Below are 22,506 nucleotides of genomic sequence, written 5' to 3' on the forward strand. Positions count from 1 at the left end.
TGTACTTCTTCCGTGGCTCTCCGCTCGTACCTCACGCTGCTGCTGCTGCTCAACTACCTGTTGGTGGTTGGGGCCGGCCTTGTGGAGCGCCCGGCCCGGGTTATTGACCGTCCTTTCGCTTACGAGCACAGCCACGACTGCCAGCTGCAAAACACCCTGCGCATTGGCTGCTTCGACGACTGCAACGGCGTGCAGTATGTGGTAAAGAAAAACGGCGAGCCCCTGCCGCTGCAAGTGCTGCTGTCCACCCTCAAAGGCCTCGATACGCATTGCCTGCCGCAGCTGCCGTTGGCGTTTGCCATGCCCGCTTGGCACTATGCTGAGGTCTGGCTAGGGGCCTGCCAAGCCGCCGTGCCCACTGGCTACCGGGGCCAGATTGAGTTGCCACCCTGTCGGGAATAAGTAAAGCGCCGGCCCTGCGGGGCCATGGGTTGCGAACGTCTGCGTTCAGCCCGCTTCACCTTATCCAATTTACTGCCCTTGGCCTGCTGCGCCGTGAAGCCAGCTGCCGGGGCATTTCCCCGACTTTATGAATTTCCGGACACTACCATTTTCACCCGCAGCGGGCGCTGTGGGCATTGTTTCCCGCGTGCAACTGCCGATGGCGAGCCGCGGCGCCCTTTCCCACCCTGGGCTAAGCAAAGACAACTATCTCCTGCGGCCGTCCCTCAGCACGGCGCCAGACCGACAGCGGACCGGGCCGTCTCAGCAGCGGGCGCAGCACCGGGCCCAATGCCGGGCCATGTGCATGAGCAAAGCTAATTTCTAATCGCGCGTCAGTTGCCTGGCCGCTGCATCCGAGACGGGGCAGCGGTCAGGCAGCAGTCGACTTTGCTCGGCGCGTATCCCCTCATTCGAGGCCTTTGCTGAGAAGCAACCGCACCCATTCCTAACTTCTTCATGAAACAACTTCTTACGCTTGTGCCGGCCTGGCGGGTGTTGCCGTTGGGCTTGTGCTTTCTTTTTCTCGCCGTTTGTTGGCCCCGCCACGCCGCCTGGGCGCAGGGCATGGGTACGCTGCGAGGCACTGTGGCAGATTCGCTTTCCGGCCAGCCGCTTATGGGGGTGAGCGTGGGGCTGGAGGGCCAGGCTGGCGGCACCGCTACCGATGCATTGGGGCATTTTCGGCTGGGCGGCGTGGCAGCGGGCTCCCACACGCTGCGGGTAGGCGGGCTGGGCTACCGGGGCCTGGGACAAGCCGTAACAGTGGCGACGGGCGAAACCAACGTGGTAAACATCGCCTTAGCGCCCACCTCCCTCAACCTGGCGGAGGTGATGGTGAGCCAGCCGCACGACCCCAACCAAAGCCTGGCCGCCATTAATCAAATCGACAAAGCGCTGCGGCCCGTGAACTCGGCCCAAGACCTGCTGCGGCTGGTGCCGGGCCTGTTCATTGCCCAGCACGCGGGCGGCGGCAAGGCCGAGCAGATTTTCCTGCGCGGCTTCGACGTTGACCACGGCACCGACTTCGCCGTGAGCGTAGATGGCCTGCCTGTGAACATGGTGAGCCACGCTCACGGCCAGGGCTATGCCGATTTTCACTTCGTGATACCCGAAACAGTGGAGCAGCTCAAAGTGTACAAAGGGCCCTACACGGCACGATTTGGCGATTTTGCTACGGCCGGGGCGGGCGAGTTCAGCACCAAAACCCGCCTCGATGCCAGCCAGGTAAAGCTGGAGGCAGGCCGCTTCGACACACGCCGGGCGCTGGTGATGCTGGACCTGCTGGGCAACAACAACCGCCACCTGTTCTCCAAAAAGCCGGAAAGCGCCTACGTAGCCGCCGAGTATAGCTTCACCAACGCCTACTTCGACCAGCCGCAGGATTTCCGGCGCTTCAACGGCATTGCCAAGTACACCGGCCAGCTGTCGGACCGCACCTCGCTCACCCTGCTCGGCTCGCACTTCACGTCGAGCTGGGACGCCAGCGGCCAGATACCGGAAAGCGCCGTGCGCGACGGCATCATCTCGCGCTTCGGCAGCATCGACCCCACCGAGGGTGGCAACACCGACCGCACCAACGCCTCGGTGGTACTCACCACGGGCCTGCCCGGCGACGCTGTGATTCGCCAGCAGCTCTACTACTCCAACTATAACTTCAACCTGTTCTCAAACTTTACTTTCTTCCTGGAAAACGAGGAAGACGGCGACGAAATCAACCAGGCCGATGCCCGTAACATCTACGGCTACACCGGCACTTACGACCGCGACGACCGTCTCGGGGCCCGCAACCTGCACACCACTTTCGGCCTGGGCACCCGCATCGACGACGCGGACGTGACCCTGCGCCGGGCCGTGCGCCGCGCCATCACCGACACCATCATGGCCGGCACAGTCTACGAGCAAAACATCAACGCCTACCTCGACGAAACCCTGACCCTAACCGACCGCCTCACGCTAAACGCTGCCGTGCGCGCCGACGTGTTCGTGTTCGATTTCCGGGGCATCATCACCAACGATGACGGCGACCTGAAAGCCTTAAACGGTCGCAAAACCCGCGCGCTGGTGTCTCCGAAGCTGAACTTGTACTACCAGCTGATGCCGGCCGTGCAGCTGTTTGTGCGCTCCGGCTACGGCTTTCATTCCAATGATGCCCGCGGCGTGGTGCGCGGCACCGCAAACGACAACGTGCTGCCTCGCGCCCTGGGCTACGAGGCAGGCAGCACGTTCAAGCCCATGCCCGGCGTGGTAGTGAACGCGGCCCTCTGGTCTCTGCACCTGCAGGATGAGCTAGTGTACGTGGGCGACGAGGCCATTGTGGAAAGCGCCGGCCGCACCCGTCGCTATGGCGCCGACCTCTCGGTGCGCTACCAGCTCACCCGCTCCTTGTTTGCCGATGTGGACCTGAACTACAACCACGGCCGCCTAGTGGGTGCGGCTGAGGGCGAAAACTACATTCCGCTGGCGCCGCGCTTCACCAGCGTGGGCGGCCTCACGGTCAAAACACCCCAGGGTTTCGGCGCCAGCCTGCGCTACCGCAACATCGACAGCCGTCCGGCCAACGAAGACAACTCCATCCGCGCCCGCGGCTATTTCCTGCTCGATGGCGTGCTGAGTTACACCCAACCGCGCTTCCAGATAGGGGTCACGGCCGAAAACCTGCTGAACGTGGACTGGAACGAAGCCCAGTTTGCCAACCCCAGCCGTCTGCGCGACCAGACCTCCCCCGTGATTGAGCAGCTGCACTTCACGCCCGGCACACCGTTTTTCTTCAAGATAAATGCCAGTGTGTTTTTCTAAAAGGATACCTGCATCAGCGACGTGAAAAGTAATGTTTTGGCAATTCAGAACTTAATAGGAGGGAGGCTCGCGCCTCTGGGGCGTAAAGTTGTGCAACTTCGTCCTGCCAATGCCTCTTGCCATTGGCCCCTTTTATGTTCAAACGATTACTCGCGCTTCTGCCGTGCTTGCTTGTTGCCTGGGGCAGCGCGGCCCAAACGCCTGCGCAAACCATTAAGCCTCGCCTCACCAACGTAACGGTCTACCTGAACGGCACGGCCCTGGAACACCAGGGCCAGGTAACCCTGGCCGCTGGCCTAAATCGCTTGGTGGTAGGCAACCTAGCGCCCCGCATGGACGCCCAGACGCTGGAAGTGCGCCTTGGCGATGCAGCCGAACTGCTTTCCGTGAGTGACGACGATGATGCGGCCCCGACCCCCACGCTCCTCAACAAAACCGCCGCCGACAGCCTGACCCGGGCCGAAGCCGAGCTGCGCACCATCGAGGGCGAGTTGCAGGGGTTGCAGCAGGAAAAAGCCTTTCTGCTGGCCAACCAAACCCTACCCTCGGGCAACCAGGCCAACTGGAGCGCCGAACTCCAGAGGGGCAGTAGCCTGATGCGTGCCCGCCTGCCAGCCATTCAGCAGGAAACGGACCGACTCAAAGCCCGGCAGCAAGCCCTGAACACGCAAACTAGCCAGCTCCGCCCGCGCGCCAACGAAACCAGCCTAGGGAGCTGGCAGGTGCTGCTGGTGCGTGCCCCCCGCGCCGTAATAGTGCCGCTCGTCGTGCGCTACTTCGTCGGCAGCCGCATGCCGTGGTTTCCGAAGCTCGACATTCGGGCCAACGCCACGGGCCGGGAGGTGGAGTTCGTGACGCATGGGCTGTTGCGCAACAGCAGCGGGCTGCCATGGCAGCAGGTGCGCCTCGTGCTGATGCGCTACGCGCAGGGCGCCGACATCTCGCGCCCAGACCTCACGCCCTGGGAGCTGGACTTTGACGGTGGTGACCACATCGGCGAGGGCCGCATCGACGAGTTTGTGGTGAAGGGTACGGCCAAGGGCCGCCCAATTGAAACGTCGCAGGGAACCCGCTACGAGGTGCCGGAGCTGGTAACACTGGCCACCGGGGCCCGGCGGGAACTTACGCTGCCTGCGGTGAAGCTGGCAGGCCGGCCCGAGTACCTGGCCGTGCCGCGAGTGTCGGAACGAGTGTTTCTGCAATCCAAAGTATCGGGCTGGGAAGGGCTTCAGTTGCCCGACCGGGCCAAAGTATTCCACCAAGGCACGTACGTGGGCAACACGGAACTGAACGACCGTGCATTTAACGACTCGTTGGAAGTGGCCTTGGGCCATGACGAGCAACTGGTGGTGGGGCGGGCCAAACTCGAAGACATTAGCGGCAACGTGCCCCTCAGCGACAAGCGCCGCGTGCGCCTCACCTACGAGCTCAACGTGCGCAACCGCCACCCCGAAACCGTGCGCCTCCGCCTGCTAGACCAAGTGCCGGTGTCCGAGGAAAAGGAAATCAGCGTGAAAGTGCTCGAAACCAGCGGCGCCCAGCTCGATGCGCGTTCAGGCAAGCTGACTTGGTTGTTAACCTTGCCTTCTGGCGCCAGCCAGCGGTTGCGCTTTAGCTTCCAGGTCGATTATCCAAAGGATAAAAAGGTGGAAATCATCAACCATCAGGTCCGGATATCCAACCCCAAATTCAGGTAGTAAGCCTTTCTGCTGTTGCAGAAACGTATTCACAAAAGATGCCCCTTCCAATAATTGGGAGGGGCATCTTTTGTGAATAAACTTCAGCCGGAAAAGCCCGGTCGGGCTTGCCGACTAGCGCAGTGCCAGCTTGCGGCTGATTTTGAACTCCGGCACCGACAGCTGGTACATGCCGGCGGCTAAGGGCCGCTTCACGCCGAGTCGTACTTCGTTGGAGCCGGGGTAGAGGCGCACGGTTTCTTCGTGCACCAGGCGGCCAGTGAGGTCGTGCAGGCGAATGGTAGCGTTCTGCTGCAGGCTGGCCTGCACCACCAGGTCGATGCGGTCGGCCGTGGTGGGGTTGGGGTACACGCTCAGCTCATTGCCCAACTCGGCCTGGGTGGCGGCGAGTACCTGGGCTTCGCGGCGGCCGGTCATGGCGCCAGTCACGACGGCCGGCGGCATGTAAGTGGCCCTGATGAAGCAGCGCTGGGCCGGGTTGGCGGTGGAGGCGTTGTTGGCCTGCAGGGTAAACCAGCCCTCGGCGGGAGCGGTGTAGGAACCCGTGAGGGTGCCCGTGCCGGTGAGCGTGCTCACCACCGTGCCAGCACTGTTCACCACCGATACCGTGAGGCTGCGGGTGGCATCGGTGGGGTAGAGGACGTAGGAAATACCTTGCTTGAAGCCACATAGATGCGGCCCGCCCTGCGCACCGCCGTAGAGCCGGAGGGCAGTTGCCCGCCCTGGCGCAGCGAGCGGCTGTCGCTGTCGCCGAGGTCATCGGCCAGCTCCCATTCCTGGGTGGTGTTGCGACCGGGCAGGGAGTAGCCGGTGGTGGCGTTGGTAGGGGCCCACACCGAGTAGCCGCGGCGACCGTTGTTGGCGGTGCCGTTGCAGGGCGGCGTGTTGATAGCCACCGTTTGCGAGCTGCTCACCGTGACGGTGGCCGTGCCGTTGGCGCCGGAGTAGTCCTTGAGCACCGTGCCGGCCGGGAAATCGCAGCTCACCGTGCTGTTCTGCCAGGTGTTGAAGTTGTCGTTGATGCCAATAATGGCCTTGGTGCTGCGCTCAATTACGAGGTGGTCGGCAGCCTGCCAGCGCACCTTGTAGGCACCCTGCTTGAACTTCAGGTTCTGGTGGCACCAAATCAAGTTTTCGATATCGGAACGCACGGGCAGGTCGGTGCTGCTTTTGGGCGAGTGCGAGTAGCGCTTGCTGGTGTTGCCGATGTTGAACAGGTCTTCAAAGAATACCTGGGGCGAGCCGTCGACGGCCAGCGCGGCGGCGTAGGCGGCCGAGAGGCGCGGGTCAAACGGGTCGATGTGCGGGGCCAGTTCGTCGCCCGTGTTCCAGCCAATGTAGTTGCCGTTGGTGTCTACTTTGGGCCGGAAGGTATCGTGGTTGTTCACAAAAGGCACCGTGCGGTGCACGTACTTGCCGTCGATGAGCACCACGCGGCGGCCTTGCTGGTAGCCGGGCAGGCTGCCCAGGTCGAAGCTGCCGCCGTTGCTCACCAGTTTATAAATTCCGTCGCGCATGGAGAAGTCGAAGGTGCCGGCGCGGTTCTGCACGTCGGTGCACCACTGGTCGAGCTGGCTGGCACCGCCCACCCATTCGCCCACGGCATACATGGTGGCGCTGCCATTGGCCCAGCCGGCGTTGCTTTGCATATTATAGAGGAAATGCTTCACCGCATCGAGGCGCACGCCGTCGAAACCCATCTGCTTTTTATACCACACCAGCCAGTTGCGGTTGCCGTTGCGCATGTAGTCCGCCGTCTGGGTGGGGTTGAAGGTGGCGTTGGAGCTTTGACCATAGGAGCCGTTGTAGTAGCTGATGTCCGGCCCGAACAATACCTGGTTGAGGTCGCCGCTGGTGGAGTTGTTGCCGGGGTTGGGGTTGAAGTTCTGCCAGTTTTTGGAGAAGCGGCCGCGGCGGGCCAGGTAGTTGGCCGCGGTTTCGTCTACGGCCGGCGAGGCATAGCTCACGTAGCGGAAGTTCTTGTATTTGCTGGTGGTGAAGTCTTCCCAGGCGTTGGGGTCCTGCCCACCGGCGCCGGTAGAAGAGCCGGCCCCGTCGTTGTGGTTTAGCACAATGTCCTGCACCACATTGATGCCGTTGGCATGTAGAATGGCTACGCCGCGCAGCAGCTCGTCCTTGTTGCCCACGCGGGTGGCCAAAAATCCTTTCTGGTATTTATCGCCAAGGTCGTAGTTGTCGAAGGGGGAGTAGCCGTTGCCCTGGTTGCCGTTCTTGATGGTGGGCGGCATCCATACGGCGTCGATGCCCATGGATTTGAGGCGCGGGGCCAAGTCGGCAATGTAGTTGGCCCACCCGTTGGGGTAGTTAGCATTCCAGTAGTCCCACCAGAAGCCTTGTAGCACCACTTGTTGGGCGCGGGCTGCCTGGTTGCTCAGGCCCAGCATCACTGCCAGTAGCAGTAAGTGCCGGGTACTTCGACGGAAGAAAGAAAACGGAGTAGAGTGCTTCATGTGTGGGAATTGGGGTTTGTGAAAAAAGAAGAAATTCGTGCAGATGCGGTACCCTGCCCGGGAAGGCAGGGTAATGGTATTAAAGCAGTTATATGGCCTGTAATAAGTAATTATTCTTATAGTATTATAAGATATGCTGGGGAAGCTAGTACGTGGGATATAATTTTAATATTTATACTTAATAAATATTAATTAGCATGTGAAGCTTTCTGCGATGGTTTTTTATGTGGGCAGTGGCAGCGAAGCATTTGAGTAGCTGCCGTAGTCGATTTAATGCCACGATTCTGGCTCGCTAACCGAACCAGTTACAAATCCAGATGTACTTTCAAGCAATGCTTGCTAATGCCCAAACTTCCGTGGCTACTTCAATTGCCAAAGCTTTCTCGTGGGGTTGCTTTGTTTACGTAGCCGTTCTGACCGCTGCACTAAGCAGCTGTCAGCTCCGTGCCGACCAAGTTCACTCCAGCCCCAGCGCGATGCCCTATGCCCTGCCGGTTACCACCGTCTCTGGCCACATCATCCCTCCCCCTGTTGCTGCCGTCGCCGATTCGCTGGTGCTCACTCCTGTGCCGGCTTTGCCCGAGGTGCCCGACACGCTGCGCCAAGCTATTAGGTGCCTGCACGCTGCTCTGGGCCCTGCCGCCGCCGGCCTGCGCCCCGCGGTGCTCGAGCAGGCCTGTGTGGGCTACCTCACGCTGCACCCCACCGGCCGTATTGAGCGCGCCGGCCTGCTGGCCGTGGCCGATATGGACCTGCCCAATACCGCCAAACGCCTCTGGGTGCTCGACCTGCGCAAGGCCCGCGTACTGCATCACAGCCTGGTGGCCCACGGCGAGGGTTCGGGGCAGCTGCGGGCTACGCGGTTTTCCAACCAGGAAAAGTCGGCCTGCACGTCGCTGGGGTTCTACCGCACGGCCGGCACCTACGATGGCGTTCACGGCTACTCGCGCCGCATCGAGGGCCTCGACAAAGGGCAAAATACCAATGCGTTCGACCGGTACGTGGTGCTGCACGCCGCGGATTATGCCAGCCCGAAATACATTCAGCAGCACGGGCACCTGGGGTACAGCCGCGGCTGCCCGGCCCTGCCACCCGAGCAGTACAAGGAGATTATTGCCACGGTGCGGGTGGGCAGTATGCTGCTCATCAGTGGCCCAGGGCTGGCTTCGCGCTGGCTGGATGGGCGGGCCGCCGGGCGGCGTTTTTTGGCCCGGGGCTGGGATTAATCGGTCGGTGCGAGTGCCGGGCCTCGACCAGCCAGAGCAGGCCGAAGGAATCATTTGCCCCAAGGAACTGTTTGAAAACCAGCCACCAGATAGATAACCTCGTATAAGGTTGGAAATCATGGGCTGTTATAAGCCTCTTGGTTCTTTTTAATTACTCAGCTAACTCCAGGTAAACATGCACCAGACCAGCGTAATTCAGCGCAAACGCAAGATGATGCGGACCCGCATTGCTCGTCGCGTATTGCCCTTTCTGGCGTCGTTGTTTTTGGCCACGCCGCTCGCCGCACCCGTAACCAAGTCGATGGCTGGTAGCACGGGCAACGAACTGCGCCTGCCCAACCAGCCTGTATCGCCCGATGCTTTTGCCTCGCCCGCAGAATTATTGGAGCAGAAACTTCGCGCTACCTACAACGCCCTTGGCGCCGAGCAGCAAGGCTTGAAGTACGAAACCTTCGCCAAGGCCATGACTGGCTACCTGAACTTGCGCGAGGCGGGCCGCTTGGCTGAGAATAAAGAGTTGCTAACCGTGGTCGACTTCGACTTGCCTTCGACCAAGAAGCGCTTGTGGGTGTTTGACTTGGCTACCAACCAAACCAAGTTCAACACCTTGGTGGCCCATGGCCACAACTCCGGCGAAAACGAAGCCACCAACTTCTCCAACACCGACGCCAGCAACATGAGCAGCTTGGGCTTCTACGCCACAAGCAACGAGTACACCGGTAAGCACGGCCGTAGCTTGCGCCTTGAGGGCCTCGACGAGGGGTTCAATACAAACGCTGCTGCCCGCGCAGTGGTGATGCACGGCGCTGACTACGTCAGCGAAGACTTCATCAAGCAAAACGGCCGGCTGGGCCGCAGCCTCGGTTGCCCTGCTTTGCCTATGGACTTGAAAGACGAAATCATTGAAGCCGTGAACGGCGGTACTTGCTTGTTTATTAATAAGTCGGACGCTGGCTACGACTCAAAATTCCTGAATCAGGAAGATGCAGCCACGGCTTTGGTATCAACCAATATTGCTGACTATAACAGCTAAGCTTCCTTAGGCATTCAACAAAAAAAGCTCCTCATCTGCCTTCTGCAGGTTAGGAGCTTTTTTTGTTGAATGCCATGAGCGGGGCTTATTCCTTTACTACCGCCTGCCGCCCTACCGTACCGTCGTTGCGATACACCGGAAGGGCGTATAAGCCGCTGGGCAATCTTTCGGCCTGGATAAGGGTAGCTGGCTTGTCCGGCACGCTGCTAACCAAGCGTCCACAGCCATCAAATAACTGGTATTTGACGGCGCTCAATAACTTCCAGCAACTAATAGTGGGGTTTGGGTAGGGGAGTACGGCAAAGGCTGGCTGTGAGCTATGGGTGGCTAACACCACGGAGGTGCCGGCGTAGTAGCTTATCCAAGCGTCGGTAGCGGCAATGCGGGGCTCGATGTAAAACCACCAGTACCGCATTTGCCCGCCAGTGCTCTTGCGGAAAGCAACAAAGCCCGATGCGTTGGAGCGGAAAAAGCCGCGCCCACCGGTGCCGCCATTACCAGTTATTGTATAGTCGAGAAAACCACCGCCGACATTTCGCCAGCGCAGGCCCGGGCCAATCTGGTCGCCCGCTACAAACCGGTGCACGCTGTCAAACTCCTTGTCGTCGATGGCATATTTCCGCTCCGCTCTCCTGCCCGTCCTGACGTCAGCCCGGAAAGTCCTAGTGGATGGTTGTCCCTGGCCGCCACTGGGAACATTAGTGCTCTTGAAGACCACATCCGGTTGTGCGTTGCCATCTACATCCATCACCAGCGAATCCGTGGCTGCCAAGGGGCGCTAATTGACGGCAATATTGCCCAAACCCATCGACTGGACGGTTTGCCCCTGCACGGCCAGCGGCCCGAGCACCAGCAGCAGGTAGAGGAGTGGTTTCATAAACCAAGTTTACAGCTTTACGCCAAACTTTTTGCCCACGCCTTCTAGGTCCTGCACCACGGCTTCCAGCAGCGGAATACCACCGAGCAGGCGGTGCGCAGCCATTTCCCGCTCCGGGTCGCCGGGTATCAGCACTTTTTTGCCCTCCACGGCATGGGCGTTGCGGAAGGTGGTAATCCAGTTGTCCATGTGCGCCTTGAACTCCTCGGCGGGCCGGAAAGCATCCACGCGCATCGCGCCGAAAAAATGCCCCAGGCCCTGGCCCACCGGGTTGGCTGAGGGCTGCAGGAACGCCACAAACGGCGGTACCCACGGTCCATAATTAGCTCCTGAAAGCACAGCCGAAAAAATGTCTACAATGCTGCCCAGTGCATAGCCTTTGTGCGAGCCGGTGGCGCCGCCCAGTGGGAGCAGCGCGCCGCCATTCTTCACCGCGTTGGCATCGGTCGAAACCTGGCCCTCGGCGGTTTGGGCCCAGCCTTCGGGTAGGGGTAGGTTTTTGCGTTGAGCGATTTCGAGCTTGCCGTTGGCGGCGGTGGTGGTGGCCATGTCAGCCACAAAGTCGGGCTGCTCGCCAGCGGGCACGGCCACGGCAATGGGGTTGGTGCCGAGCAGGCGGTCGAGTGAGTAGGTGGGGGCCACCAAGGGCGAAGCGTTGGTCATGGCCACGCCTATCATGTCGTGGGCCAGGGCCAGCATGGCGTGGTAGCCGGCAATGCCGAAGTGGTTGGAATTTTTGACCGAAACCCAGCCGGTGCCTACTTGCTGGGCTTTCTCGATGGCCACGCGCATGGCTTTGGGGCCCACTACCAGGCCTAGGCCACCGTCCCCATCAACCACAGCCGTGCTGGGGGTTTCGTAAGTCACGCCCACGCGCGGCGTAGCGTTGATGCGGCCGGCTTCCCAGAGGCGGACGTAGCCTACCAGCCGCGCCACCCCGTGCGAGTCGATGCCGCGCAGGTCGGCCGAGAGTAGCGTTTCGGTGGCCAGCGTGGCATCGTCCTCGGGGCAACCAATGCTGCGGAAGATGGCCTCAGTGAAAGAAAAAAGCTGGGTGTAGGAAAACGTCATGAGAAGAAATTACGCAGCCAGCATTTCGGCCAGCAGGCCTTCTTTCAAAGCATAGGCAGACGTGCGAATGCGCTTGATGCCGGATATGCCCAGCACGAAATCAATCAGCACACTGGCCACTACCAGCATGTCGGCCCGCATGGACAGGATGCCGGGCAGGGCCACGCGCTGCTCGTGGTTGCTGCTAAGCAGCGAGGTGTAGCTTTCCCGGAAGCTGGCCAGCCGCAGTTCGGTGTGCGGCGGCAGTTGCGCTTCGGCGCGGAGCTCGCCCAGCTGCATGTCGGCCAAGCTGTCGAAGCTGCCCGAAGCGCCCACCAGGCTTACCGGCTTGTAGTGCTCGATGGCGGCCATGAGAGGGGCCAGCACCGTGCCCAGGTACTGCTGCTCGGCGGCCACTGTGGCAGCCAGCATGATGCCTTCGGGCTCGGGAAAAAACTGGTCGAGCAGGCGCTGGGCGCCAATTTCAAAGCTTTGCTTCCAGAAAATCGTGGCTTCGTCGGCAATGATAAATTCTACGGAGCCGCCGCCGATATCCATGAGCAAATGCGGCTCCTGGCCCAGCGGCACGGCCTGGCGAATGCCGGCGCAAATAAGCTCGGCCTCGCGCGAGCCGGGGATGACCTCGACGCGGATGCCGGTTTGCTCGAAGATGTCGCGCACAAGCTCGGGGCCGTTGCTGGTTACGCGCATGGCGCTGGTGGCCGTGGCGCGGATTTCGGTCACGCCGTGCAGCTCAATTTCTTCCTTGAAGCCGGCCAGCGTGTGCAGCGCACGGGCATAGGCATCGGGGGCAATGATGCCCTTGCTGATGCCGCCCTCGCCGAGGCGCACGCCGGCTTTCGTGCGCAGCAGCGGCACCGGCTTGTCACCCGGAGTGGTTGGCATTTCCACGATGAGCAAGTGGAAAGTGTTGGTGCCTAAGTCAATGAGGGCGAGGCGGCGATGGTCGTGGGCGGTGTGCATGGTGTAGCGCAGACTTGTAGTCCACGTCCTGTAAGTAAAGAAAAGTGCTTTCGGTCGCAGACTACAAGTTCGCGCTACGTGGCAAACCGGCAGAACGTGCCCAGCGGCAGCTTGCGCTGGCCGGCGTCTTGCAAATAAATCTCGCCCAGCTCCCGCACCGATTTCTGGCCTGGAAAGATGGCCGTGGTCAGGTTATCAAGTATCAGCGCCGAGAAGCCGAGCGAATATAGATTCACCACGAAGAAATGGTCTTCGGGGTCGAGCAGCTGCTGGCTTAGCTTGAGCATCTCATTGAGCTCGTCTTCCAGCTGCCATTTCTCGCCATTGGGGCCACGGCCGTAGGCGGGCGGGTCGAGGATAAGGCCTTGGTACTTGCTGCCGCGCTTCACTTCGCGGCGCACGTATTTCATGGCGTCTTCTACCAGCCAGCGCACGCCGTCGAGCTGGCTGGCTTCCATGTTGTCGCGGGCCCAAAAGTTGACTTGCTTCACCGAATCAAGGTGCGTGACGTCGGCCCCGGCAGCGCGGGCGGCTAGGGTAGCCGCGCCAGTGTAGGCAAACAGGTTGAGCACGCGCGGCTGCTGGGCGCGGCGCAGGCGCGTCTGGTTGTAGATGAACTGCCAGTTGGGGTCCTGCTCTGGAAACAGGCCCACGTGCTTAAACGACGACAAACCCAGCCGAAACTTCAGCTTCAAGCCGTCGGGCCGCTCGTAGGCAATGACCCATTGCTCGGGCATGGCGGGCTTGAGGCGCCACTGGCCCTTTTCAGTCGAGCCGGGGGCACGGGCGAAGGCAGCAACGGCTTTTTCCCATTCTTTCAGGGGGAGGTGCGGGTCCCAAATGGCTTGTGGTTCGGGCCGGGCCAGGAGGTACTTACCGAAGCGTTCCAGTTTCTGGAAGTTGCCGCAGTCGATGAGTTCGTAGTCGGGCCAGGGCGAAGTGGTGAGGAAGTCGTACATAGAGAGCACAAAGGTAGGGGCCGTGCCCGGCAGGGAGGGCCGATTTGGCAGGGCCCCAGCCCAGTGTTTTGAAAAGTTGGCGTGGCAGGCAGAAAAGTATAGTTACTCATGCCCATTGCTTTCTTACCCTTTTATGATTCCTGAAAAGCACTCGTCTTCTCGACCAAATCTGCCAGGCGTTCGACGTTTAAATGTGAGAATACCCATTATCAGTCTCTTGCCGTACAAATGGAGATGTTCAAAATCCGTAAAGACCCTGAATTACCAGCTTGGGTGTTTTTTGCCCTGCGCCTGGGCTCGCTGCTGGCCGTGGCCATCATTGCAGCCATAATAGTTAGGTGCAGTGGCTATTGACATCGTGCCGCAGGGCCCATAGCTGCAAGTTGGCTTAATTTTTACCTGGCAATCGAAAACGAACTTTCTGATATCCAATTCATCCGAATGACCATCAGTCTCGTTTATCGAAAACAACTGGCCAACCCGCCGGACACCGCCTAGCCTTATTGACTGCTTATGGCCCTTGCTACCTGGAAAGCTCACTTCTTCTCGTTGCTGCTGATGATGACGGCCTGCTCATCGCCGGCACAACAGCACGAGGTGGTCGTCCAGGATACAACTGTGGGGCCCCTCATCCCGCGCCGCGAAGTAACGGAAGCCCCCCGCCGGGGCCGGGTACTCGACCGCAACGACTCGGTGCTGGTGGCCACGCGGTCCGTGTACTTGCTCACGCTGCCCGCCCGCCCGCCGCTCGACTCTATGGGCCTAAGCCGCCTGCTTGGCTGGCGCGACAGCACCTTGTGGCACCGCATTGCCGCTGCCCTGCCCTACGAGGGTGCCCGCCCCAAAGGAGGGGTTAAGCTGCTGCTTACCAACGGCGAGGCTGAAAAAATTCGCAAGCGCCAGCGCGAGTGGCCCATGTTAACGCTAACGCAACAAACCTTGCGAACCTACACCACCGGTTCGGCGGCCAGCATACTGGGCTACTCCGCCGACCAGGCGCAGCCCTTTCTGAGCTCGGCCCAACGCTACCGGCGTGGCCGGTTCTACCGCCTGCGCAACGGCGGCGTCGAAACCTACTACAACGGTCTGCTCAACGGCCGCCGCGGCGCCCGGCACCCCCTCGTCGACACCACGGGCCAAGAGCACGGCACGTGGGCCCCCGATACCGCGTTTCAGCAGGGCCAAGACCTCCACCTGAGCCTCGATACCAAGCTGCAGGCCTATGTTGAAAGCCTGCTCGGCGGCCGCAAGGGCTACCTCGTGGCGCTAGACCCGCGCACGGGCGAGGTGCTGTGCGCCGTATCGGCTCCCACCTTCGCGCCTAGCACCCTAACCGCGCCTGACCGCGCTGGCGCCCGCCAAAAGCTATTGTATAGTGAGGATATGCCCCTGCTCAACCGCCCTGCTACCCTGGCCAACCCGCCCGGCTCGGTATTTAAGCTGGTGAATGCGGCGGTGGCCCTGCAACTGGGGGCCATTCAGCCTACTACTTCGTTTCGCTGCGACCAGTCGCTCATCAACTGCGTGCACCGCCACCCGCCTGGCCGAAACTTGACCATCGCCCTGCAGTACAGCTGCAACCCTTACTTCTACCAGGTAATGCGCAATCTCATTGAGCACGTGCCCGACAGCTTGGCGGCGGATGCCGTGGAGGCCCGCCACGCCAACCTGGCTGCTTGGCAGCGCTACGCCAAGTCGTTTGGACTCGATACGCTGCTCGGCGTCGATGTGCCCCGCGAACAAGCGGGCTTCCTGCCCACGCCGGCCTACTACGACCAGAGGCGGCGCACCCGCAACTGGAAATATCGCTCCATCTATTCCCTGAGCGTAGGCCAGGGCGAAATCAACCTCACCGGCATGCAAATGGCCAACATGATGGCCATCATCGCCAATCGGGGCTGGTACTATACCCCGCATTTTGTGCGGAGCGTGGGCACCAGCGGTCCGTTGCCCCGCTTCACCGAAAAGCACTATACCCTCATCGACAGCGTGCACTTTGAAGCACTAGTGCCCGGCATGATAGCCGTGATGCAGCGCGGGGGCACCGCCGAAACCTCTAGCTTGGCCAACGTAGGCATCACCATCGCCGGCAAAACGGGTACCGTGCAAAACGACGAGGGCGACGACCACGCCACCTTCGTAGGGTTCGCCCCAGCCGAAAACCCCCGAATTGCGGTAGCGGTGTACCTCGAAAACGCGGGCTTCGGAGCCACGGCTGCCGCACCAGTCGCGGCATTGGTTATTGAAAAATACCTGCGGGGCAGCATTGCTCCCAGCCGCAAGCGAAAGGAGCAGCGCATGCAACACCGCACCTACCGCTACCAACGCGAACATCGATAAGTTGGGCCAAAGGTGCGCGCAGCCCAGATAATGAAAATATTCTTCTGTAAAAAGAAAGATTGTCCCGCACAGGGTGGTTATGCAGAACAATCTTTGTGGTTGCAGCTGGTAAGCACATCCGCGGACAACCAGAGCAAAATATAGTAGTTTATCCCACATGACTTTCCATAAATACCAAGGCACCGGCAACGACTTCGTTATCATCGACGACCGGGCCATGCTGTTCGATGAAACCGACCACGCCTACATTGCCCGCCTCTGCAACCGCCGCTTCGGCATCGGGGCCGATGGGTTGATGCTGCTCCGCGACCTCACGGGCTACGATTTTGAAATGGTGTACTTCAACGCCGACGGTCGCCCCAGCTCTATGTGCGGCAACGGCGGCCGCTGCCTTGTGGCTTTCGCCAAGTACCTCGGCATTATCGAAGACAGCGCCCATTTCCTGGCCATCGACGGCTCGCACGATGCTAAAGTGGAAGACGACGGCACCGTGCGCTTGAAAATGATTGACGTGGCCCCGGCCCAGGATGCTGAAGTAGGAGAGGACGACGTTTTTCTGCACACCGGCTCGCCCCACCACGTGCATTTCCTCGACCCCACAGAGTCACCCAAGCTGGCCGACTTCAACGTATTTGCCGCTGGTCACGACATCCGCTACGACCAGGCCTACGACCCCGCCGGCACCAACGTCAACTTTGTGGAAGTGCCCGCCGACCCCAGCCAGCCCTGGCCCGTGCGCACCTACGAGCGCGGCGTGGAAGACGAAACCCTGAGCTGCGGCACTGGCGTAACGGCGGTGGCACTGGCGGCCAGCGGCCGTGGCGCGCAATCTCCGGTGCGCTTGCGCACACCCGGCGGCGAATTGGAGGTGTCCTTCGACAAGCAGTCCGATGGCGGTTTTACCAACGTGTGGCTGAGCGGGCCGGCGGTGCGCGTGTTCAGCGGGGTGCTGGAATAGAGCCAGGCCCGGTAGGGGTGAGGTTCGGCCAGCAGGAGTTACAATTGCACCTATGTTCCTGAAAGCTAGCATTTGCCTTCGTGCCCTCGAGCCCGAAGACCTTGATTTCCTATTCTCTTTAGAGAACGACCCGGACATCTGGGGCGTATCGGATACTATGGGTCCGGTGTCCAAACACGCACTGCGTGAGTATTTGACGCACGCTACTGCCGACTTCTACGTAGTTAGACAATCAAGGCTCGTGGTTATTACTGAAATTAGTAGCACGCCAATTGGCGTGGTCGACCTGTTTGAGTACGACCCGTTGCACCAGCGGGCCGGAATTGGCGTCACAATTTTGGCCAGCCAACGGCGCCACGGCTACGCCCGGCAAGCGCTGGAACTGCTCAAAGTTCATGCTCGCCAAGTGCTGCGTCTGCATCAATTGTATGCCACGGTGGGCGCCGGTAATAGCCCTAGTTTGAGGCTGTTCCGGGCCGCTGGGTTCCGGCGCGTGGGCACGCGCCACCAGTGGCTGCGCACCGCCAACGGGTGGGAAGATGCCGTTGAATGGCAGTGCCTGCTATAGCTTATTTACGCTTTTAGCCGCATAAACATTATTTATACTTAGCATATATAGATTTAAAGCGTGGCACATTCGCAAACTAAGCTCAACCATATCCTTCGCCACTACGGGACCGTATAGGGTGGCAAGCGCCCCGGACATCTATACTCGTTGCTATTCCGGCGCGGCGCGAAATCTAATCTTCTTGTTGATTTCCATGCCACCATCGTCGACGGCGGAAGCACCCCTGCGTGCCTCCTCCACCGCTGCCCGGCCCAGCGCATCAGCTGCCGAAAATTCTACCGCATATACCTTGCCAGACCTGGTTTGCTTTGCGCATTTGCACTGGGACTTTGTATGGCAGCGCCCCCAGCATTTGTTTTCACGCTTCGCCGAGCACGGGCGCGTTTTTTATGTCGAGGATGCCTTTTATCACAACGACAACCTAATTGAGCCACACGTCGAAATAAAAGACCGGGACAACGGCGTGAAAGTGGTGGTGGTGCACCTGCCCCAGCGCTTGCGCGACGATGAGACCGCCAGCGAGCAGGTTCAATCTGAAGTCTTAAGCGAATACTTTACGGAGCAACACATTACGAAATACGTTTCCTGGTACTATACGCCCATGGCGATAGGCAAGTCGCGACATTTCACCCCGGTGCTCACCGTGTACGACTGCATGGATGAGCTGGCCAACTTCAAGTTTGCCCACCCCGAGTTGAAGAAGCGCGAACAGGAGTTGTTCCAGAAGGCCGACCTCGTGTTCACGGGCGGCCAAACGCTGTACGAAGCCAAGCGCGAGCAGCATTCTGACGCGCATGCCTTCCCCAGCAGCATCGACAAGGCCCACTTCGGCCAGGCCCGGGGCCCGCTGGCCGAGCCCGCTGACCAGGCCGCCATTGCGCACCCGCGCGTTGGCTTCTTTGGAGTGGTAGATGAGCGGCTCGACATCGAACTGCTGCGCGAATTGTCCCAAAATCATCCCGAATGGCAATTTGTCATTATCGGACCCGTGGTCAAGATTGACCCCGCTATTTTGCCCCGCACCGCCAACGTGCATTACCTCGGCGGTAAGGACTACAAGGAACTCCCAGCCTATTTGAAGGGTTGGGAAGTAGCAACATTACTATTCGCAGATAACGAAAGCACTAAATTCATTTCGCCGACCAAAACCCCGGAATATCTGGCGGCCGGCAACCCCGTAGTGAGCACACCAATTCGCGATGTGGTGCGCCCCTACGGCGACCTGAACCTTGTGCAGATTGCGGACAACGCCACTGATTTCGGCGTGGCCATCGAAAAGGCCCTTACCCAGCGCGACGACGCCGATTGGCGGCGGCGCACCGACGACTACCTGGCCACCATCTCCTGGGACCAAACCTGGCAGGGCATGGTCGACCTGATGCAGCAGCGTCTCGCTGCGAAAAATCCCGATGCGGCCACCGCCGCAGGCAACCAACTAGCCGACAGCGCTTCGGACGGAAACTCCGCGGCTTCGGCTCCGCGCATTTAGCCCAACTTATTTAGTCAGTCCCTTCTACATTCCATACTCCTCGCACCATGTTCGATTACCTCATCGTTGGGGCCGGTTTTGCCGGCAGCGTGCTAGCCGAGCGGCTGGCCACCCGCAGCAATAAGAAGGTCCTCATTATCGATAAGCGCAACCACATTGCTGGCAATGCTTACGACCATTATAATGAAGAAGGCATTCTGGTGCACAAGTATGGCCCGCACATCTTCCATACCAATTCGAAGGATGTCTTTGATTATCTCGGCAACTTCACCGACTGGCGCCCCTACGAGCACCGCGTACTAGCCTCGGTAGATGGCCAAATGGTGCCCATGCCCATTAACCTCGACACCATTAACAAGCTGTATGGCTTGAACTTGACCAGCTTCGAGGTGGAGCAGTTCTTCGAGTCGATGGCCGAAAAAGTGGACGTCATTAAAACGTCGGAAGACGTAGTGGTGAGCAAAGTAGGCCGCGAACTGTACAACAAGTTCTTTAAGAACTACACCAACAAGCAATGGGGCCTCGACCCCTCGCAGCTCGACAAGTCAGTGACCAGCCGAGTGCCCACTCGTACCAACCGCGACGACCGCTACTTCACCGATACCTACCAAGCCATGCCCCTGCACGGCTACACTCGGATGTTTGAGAAGATGCTCGACCATCCGAACATCAAGGTGATGCTTAACACCGACTACCATGAGGTGATGGACTTCATTCCCTTCAAGGAGATGATTTTCACCGGCCCGGTCGACGAGTATTTCGACTTTAAGTTTGGTAAGCTGCCCTATCGCTCGCTCGAGTTTAAGCACGAGACCCTGAGCAAGGAAAAGCACTTGGCTGCGCCCGTGGTGAACTACCCCAATGAGAACCTCTACACACGCATCACGGAGTTTAAGGCCCTCACTGGCCAGGAGCACCCGAAAACGGCCATCGTGTACGAGTACCCACAGGCCGAGGGCGACCCATACTACCCCATTCCGATGCCGGAAAACGCCGAGTTGTACAACAAGTACAAGAAGCTGGCCGATGAAACGCCCAATGTGCATTTCGTAGGCCGCTTGGCAACCTATAAGTATTACAACATGGACCAGGTAGTGGCCCAGGCCCTGACGCTTTACAAGAGGCTCACCGAACGTGAGAACGCGGCCAAGCCCGCCCGTCCTGCCATCTCGGGCAGCACGTCCCTTGTTGAAAAACTGGTGAGCCGTTCCCCTAAGCAGGAGTAGTAAAACTGCTGCTTAAAACCTACAAACTGCCACCTCACGCACTAGCACGGGGTGGCAGTTTGATTTAAGTCCGAACCAAGCTGAGCATTGGCAGGGCAATCTTTTATCTATTATTCCTTCATATGAATCAACTTGAGATATGGGGCGGCATTGAATGCAGCCAATGCCGGGTGGGCGATGGATATTATAACCAACTCTCCCGTAACGGACACTGGGAGCGAATTAGTGACCTGGATGCCATTGCCGACCTTGGCATCAAAACCTTACGTTATCCGCTGCTCTGGGAGCACACCGCCCCCGACAGCCCCGAGACTTGCGACTGGACCTGGCCCGACGAACGACTGCCACGCCTGCGCGAGCTTGGTATCAACCCCATCATTGGCTTGGTGCACCACGGCAGCGGGCCAACTTACACGGCTCTTCACAAAGACAACTTTGCCACCGGCCTGGCCCAGCACGCGGCCAGAGTGGCCGAACGCTACCCCTGGCTCACCCACTTCACCCCCGTGAATGAGCCGCTGACCACCGCCCGCTTCAGCTGCCTCTACGGGCACTGGTACCCGCACACCACCTGTCACCGCACCTTCGTGCGGGCCCTGCTCAACCAACTCGAAGCCACCCGGCTTTCTATGCAGGCCATCCGCAAAATCATCCCGCGCGCAAAGCTGGTGCAAACCGAAGACCTAGGCCAGGCGCACAGCACGCCCGCTTTGCGCGCCCGGGCTGAGTTTGAAAATCACCGTCGCTGGCTCAGCCTCGACCTACTGTGCGGCCGCGTGACGGCTGCGCATCCGCTGTGGGGCTACCTCACGGAGCACGGTGCCACCGAAGCCGAATTGCAGAGCTGGGTCGACGACCCTTGTCCACCCAGCGTGTTGGGCATCAATCATTACCTCAGCAGCGAGCGGTTTCTGGATGAGGCCATGGAGCACTACCCCGCGCGCACCGTTACCGTCAACGACGGCCTGACCTACTCCGACACCGAAGCCATCAACGTGGGGGGCGTGCAAACGATGGGCATCGCCAACCTGCTGCTGCAAACCTGGCAGCGCTACCGCCTGCCCATCGCCGTGACCGAAGCGCATCTCAATGGCACCCGCGACGAGCAAGTACGCTGGCTGCACCACGTGTGGGAGGCCGCTCAGGAAGCCCGCCAGCTTGGCGCCGACGTGTGCGCCGTCACGGTCTGGTCGATACTGGGCAGCTACGACTGGAACAAGCTCCTGACTTGCAACGTGGGCTACTACGAGCCTGGGCCCTTTGACGTGCGCAGCGGCCAGCTCCGGCCCACGCTGCTGGCCAAGCTGGTGCGCACGCTAGCGCAGGGCAAAAGGTTCCGCCATCCGGTAATGCAAACCCCGGGCTGGTGGCTGCGGCCCCAACGCGTGCTCTACCGCCCTCACTTGGCAGAAACCAAGAGCATGTACGAAGAAAACCAGCTAAATCAGGCCCAGGCGTCAGTACACAAACTAGACCATGCAGCTTAAGCATAATAACGGAACCCCGCCGGTGCCCCTGCTCATTGCGGGGGCACACGGCACGCTAGGCCAAGCTCTGAGCCGCCTGTGCGGCGTGCGCGGCCTGCACGCCGTAGCCCTGAGCCGGGCCGACATGGACATTGCCGACCCGGAATCCGTAGCCAAAGCCCTTGGCAAATACCGCCCTTGGGCCGTGGTGAACGCCGCCGGCTACGTGCGCGTCGACGACGCGGAAACGGACGAGGAACGGTGCTTTCGCGAGAATGCCACGGGCCCGGCTGTGCTCGCGGCGGCCTGCGCCGAGTGCGACTTGCCTTTTCTCACTTTTTCCTCTGATTTGGTATTCGATGGCGAGCAGGAGGGAGCCTACACCGAGTCGTCGGCGCCCAACCCGCTGAACGTGTATGGCCGTAGCAAGCTGGCTGGCGAGCAAGCCGTGCTGGCAGCCTATCCGGCGGCGCTGGTCATTCGCACCAGTGCTTTTTTCAGTGCTTGGGATAAGTACAACTTTGTTCACTTTGCCCTGGAAGCTGGCCGCAACAACCAGCCCTTCGAAGCAGCCGATGACATCCGCATCTCGCCTAGTTACGTGCCCGATTTAGTCAATGCTGCCTTGGACCTGCTCCTCGACGAGGCCGATGGCATCTGGCACTTGGCCTGCCCCAGCGGCTGCACCTGGGCGGAACTGGCTCGGCTGGCCGCCCGCATGGCAGGACTCTCCGAAGAATTCATAATTCCACGCCCGGCAGCCGAGCTTGGTTTGGCCGCCGCCCGGCCCCGCCAAAGCGTGCTAACGAGCGAAAAAGGAATGATACAGCCCAGTATTGACGATGCCTTGGAGCGGTGTCTTGCTGAGCTGGGCATCGCCACAGTACCAGTACCAATTTAGCCAAAACCCCGAATGCGCTCG

At 60.2% G+C, this 22,506-nt stretch carries 18 protein-coding genes; 12 read left to right on the forward strand and 6 right to left on the reverse strand.

The annotated features are described in order from the left end of the window. Nucleotides 1-12 precede the first annotated feature (12 nt). The 3 genes from ACP7AJ_RS16705 to ACP7AJ_RS16715 all read left to right on the forward strand — a co-directional run bounded on the left by ACP7AJ_RS16705 (nucleotide 13) and on the right by ACP7AJ_RS16715 (nucleotide 4,937). The gene (locus ACP7AJ_RS16705; protein WP_426061328.1) at nucleotides 13-402 is read left to right on the forward strand and encodes a hypothetical protein; all 390 of its coding nucleotides are present in this window, start codon (nucleotides 13-15) and stop codon (nucleotides 400-402) included. Nucleotides 403-900: 498 nt separating this feature from the next. After that, the gene (locus ACP7AJ_RS16710) at nucleotides 901-3,240 is read left to right on the forward strand and encodes a TonB-dependent receptor (RefSeq protein WP_426061329.1); all 2,340 of its coding nucleotides are present in this window, start codon (nucleotides 901-903) and stop codon (nucleotides 3,238-3,240) included. A 134-nt stretch (nucleotides 3,241-3,374) separates the two neighbouring features. Further along, a complete protein-coding gene (locus tag ACP7AJ_RS16715; protein WP_426061330.1) occupies nucleotides 3,375-4,937 on the forward strand; it encodes a DUF4139 domain-containing protein in 1,563 nt (520 codons plus the stop codon). A gap of 114 nt (nucleotides 4,938-5,051) precedes the next feature. Here the strand turns inward: ACP7AJ_RS16715 and ACP7AJ_RS16720 are convergent, their stop codons facing one another. Continuing rightward, complete coding sequence (locus ACP7AJ_RS16720; RefSeq protein ID WP_426061331.1) at nucleotides 5,052-5,537, reverse strand: T9SS type A sorting domain-containing protein; 486 nt, start codon at nucleotides 5,535-5,537, stop codon at nucleotides 5,052-5,054. Further along, complete coding sequence (locus ACP7AJ_RS16725) at nucleotides 5,531-7,408, reverse strand: alpha-amylase family glycosyl hydrolase (RefSeq protein ID WP_426061332.1); 1,878 nt, start codon at nucleotides 7,406-7,408, stop codon at nucleotides 5,531-5,533. The genes ACP7AJ_RS16720 and ACP7AJ_RS16725 overlap by 7 nt, the downstream gene beginning before the upstream one ends. A gap of 476 nt (nucleotides 7,409-7,884) precedes the next feature. Between ACP7AJ_RS16725 and ACP7AJ_RS16730 the strand changes: the two genes are divergently transcribed. Together ACP7AJ_RS16730 and ACP7AJ_RS16735 are read left to right on the forward strand one after the other, a co-directional pair. Further along, nucleotides 7,885-8,634, forward strand: a complete 750-nt coding sequence (locus tag ACP7AJ_RS16730) for a murein L,D-transpeptidase catalytic domain family protein (RefSeq protein ID WP_426061333.1) — start codon at nucleotides 7,885-7,887, stop codon at nucleotides 8,632-8,634. A gap of 175 nt (nucleotides 8,635-8,809) precedes the next feature. Further along, entirely contained in the window at nucleotides 8,810-9,667 is an 858-nt protein-coding gene (locus ACP7AJ_RS16735) for a murein L,D-transpeptidase catalytic domain family protein (protein ID WP_426061334.1), read from the forward strand. A gap of 85 nt (nucleotides 9,668-9,752) precedes the next feature. Here the strand turns inward: ACP7AJ_RS16735 and ACP7AJ_RS16740 are convergent, their stop codons facing one another. From ACP7AJ_RS16740 to ACP7AJ_RS16755, 4 genes are all read right to left on the reverse strand, one after another. After that, nucleotides 9,753-10,439, reverse strand: a complete 687-nt coding sequence (locus ACP7AJ_RS16740) for a T9SS type A sorting domain-containing protein (protein WP_426061335.1) — start codon at nucleotides 10,437-10,439, stop codon at nucleotides 9,753-9,755. A 114-nt stretch (nucleotides 10,440-10,553) separates the two neighbouring features. Further along, nucleotides 10,554-11,615: an Ldh family oxidoreductase gene (locus ACP7AJ_RS16745; RefSeq protein WP_426061336.1), complete on the reverse strand. Its 1,062-nt coding sequence runs from the start codon at nucleotides 11,613-11,615 to the stop codon at nucleotides 10,554-10,556. 9 nt (nucleotides 11,616-11,624) lie between these two features. Continuing rightward, the gene (locus ACP7AJ_RS16750; RefSeq protein ID WP_426061337.1) at nucleotides 11,625-12,578 is read right to left on the reverse strand and encodes a phosphatase; all 954 of its coding nucleotides are present in this window, start codon (nucleotides 12,576-12,578) and stop codon (nucleotides 11,625-11,627) included. A 74-nt stretch (nucleotides 12,579-12,652) separates the two neighbouring features. Further along, nucleotides 12,653-13,537: a class I SAM-dependent methyltransferase gene (locus ACP7AJ_RS16755; protein ID WP_426061338.1), complete on the reverse strand. Its 885-nt coding sequence runs from the start codon at nucleotides 13,535-13,537 to the stop codon at nucleotides 12,653-12,655. A gap of 513 nt (nucleotides 13,538-14,050) precedes the next feature. Here ACP7AJ_RS16755 and ACP7AJ_RS16760 point away from each other — a divergent pair. From ACP7AJ_RS16760 to ACP7AJ_RS16790, 7 genes are all read left to right on the forward strand, one after another. Next, entirely contained in the window at nucleotides 14,051-15,877 is a 1,827-nt protein-coding gene (locus ACP7AJ_RS16760; RefSeq protein WP_426061339.1) for a peptidoglycan D,D-transpeptidase FtsI family protein, read from the forward strand. A 157-nt stretch (nucleotides 15,878-16,034) separates the two neighbouring features. Further along, nucleotides 16,035-16,835 carry a diaminopimelate epimerase gene (gene dapF, locus ACP7AJ_RS16765; RefSeq protein ID WP_426061340.1) on the forward strand — a complete coding sequence of 267 codons (801 nt, stop codon included), beginning with the start codon at nucleotides 16,035-16,037 and terminating at the stop codon, nucleotides 16,833-16,835. 52 nt (nucleotides 16,836-16,887) lie between these two features. After that, the gene (locus ACP7AJ_RS16770) at nucleotides 16,888-17,403 is read left to right on the forward strand and encodes a GNAT family N-acetyltransferase (protein WP_426061341.1); all 516 of its coding nucleotides are present in this window, start codon (nucleotides 16,888-16,890) and stop codon (nucleotides 17,401-17,403) included. 193 nt (nucleotides 17,404-17,596) lie between these two features. Further along, the gene (locus tag ACP7AJ_RS16775; protein ID WP_426061342.1) at nucleotides 17,597-18,892 is read left to right on the forward strand and encodes a glycosyltransferase family 1 protein; all 1,296 of its coding nucleotides are present in this window, start codon (nucleotides 17,597-17,599) and stop codon (nucleotides 18,890-18,892) included. Between the two features lie 47 nt (nucleotides 18,893-18,939). After that, on the forward strand, nucleotides 18,940-20,118 hold the full coding sequence (gene glf, locus ACP7AJ_RS16780; protein ID WP_426061343.1) for a UDP-galactopyranose mutase: 1,179 nt from the start codon (nucleotides 18,940-18,942) through the stop codon (nucleotides 20,116-20,118). Between the two features lie 122 nt (nucleotides 20,119-20,240). Further along, on the forward strand, nucleotides 20,241-21,605 hold the full coding sequence (locus ACP7AJ_RS16785) for a glycoside hydrolase (protein WP_426061344.1): 1,365 nt from the start codon (nucleotides 20,241-20,243) through the stop codon (nucleotides 21,603-21,605). After that, nucleotides 21,595-22,485: an SDR family oxidoreductase gene (locus ACP7AJ_RS16790; protein ID WP_426061345.1), complete on the forward strand. Its 891-nt coding sequence runs from the start codon at nucleotides 21,595-21,597 to the stop codon at nucleotides 22,483-22,485. Before ACP7AJ_RS16785 ends, ACP7AJ_RS16790 begins: the two co-directional genes overlap by 11 nt. The last annotated feature ends 21 nt before the right edge of the window (nucleotides 22,486-22,506 follow it).

The organism is Hymenobacter sp. B1770 (genome assembly GCF_049896385.1).
Classification (GTDB): Bacteria; Bacteroidota; Bacteroidia; order Cytophagales; family Hymenobacteraceae; genus Hymenobacter.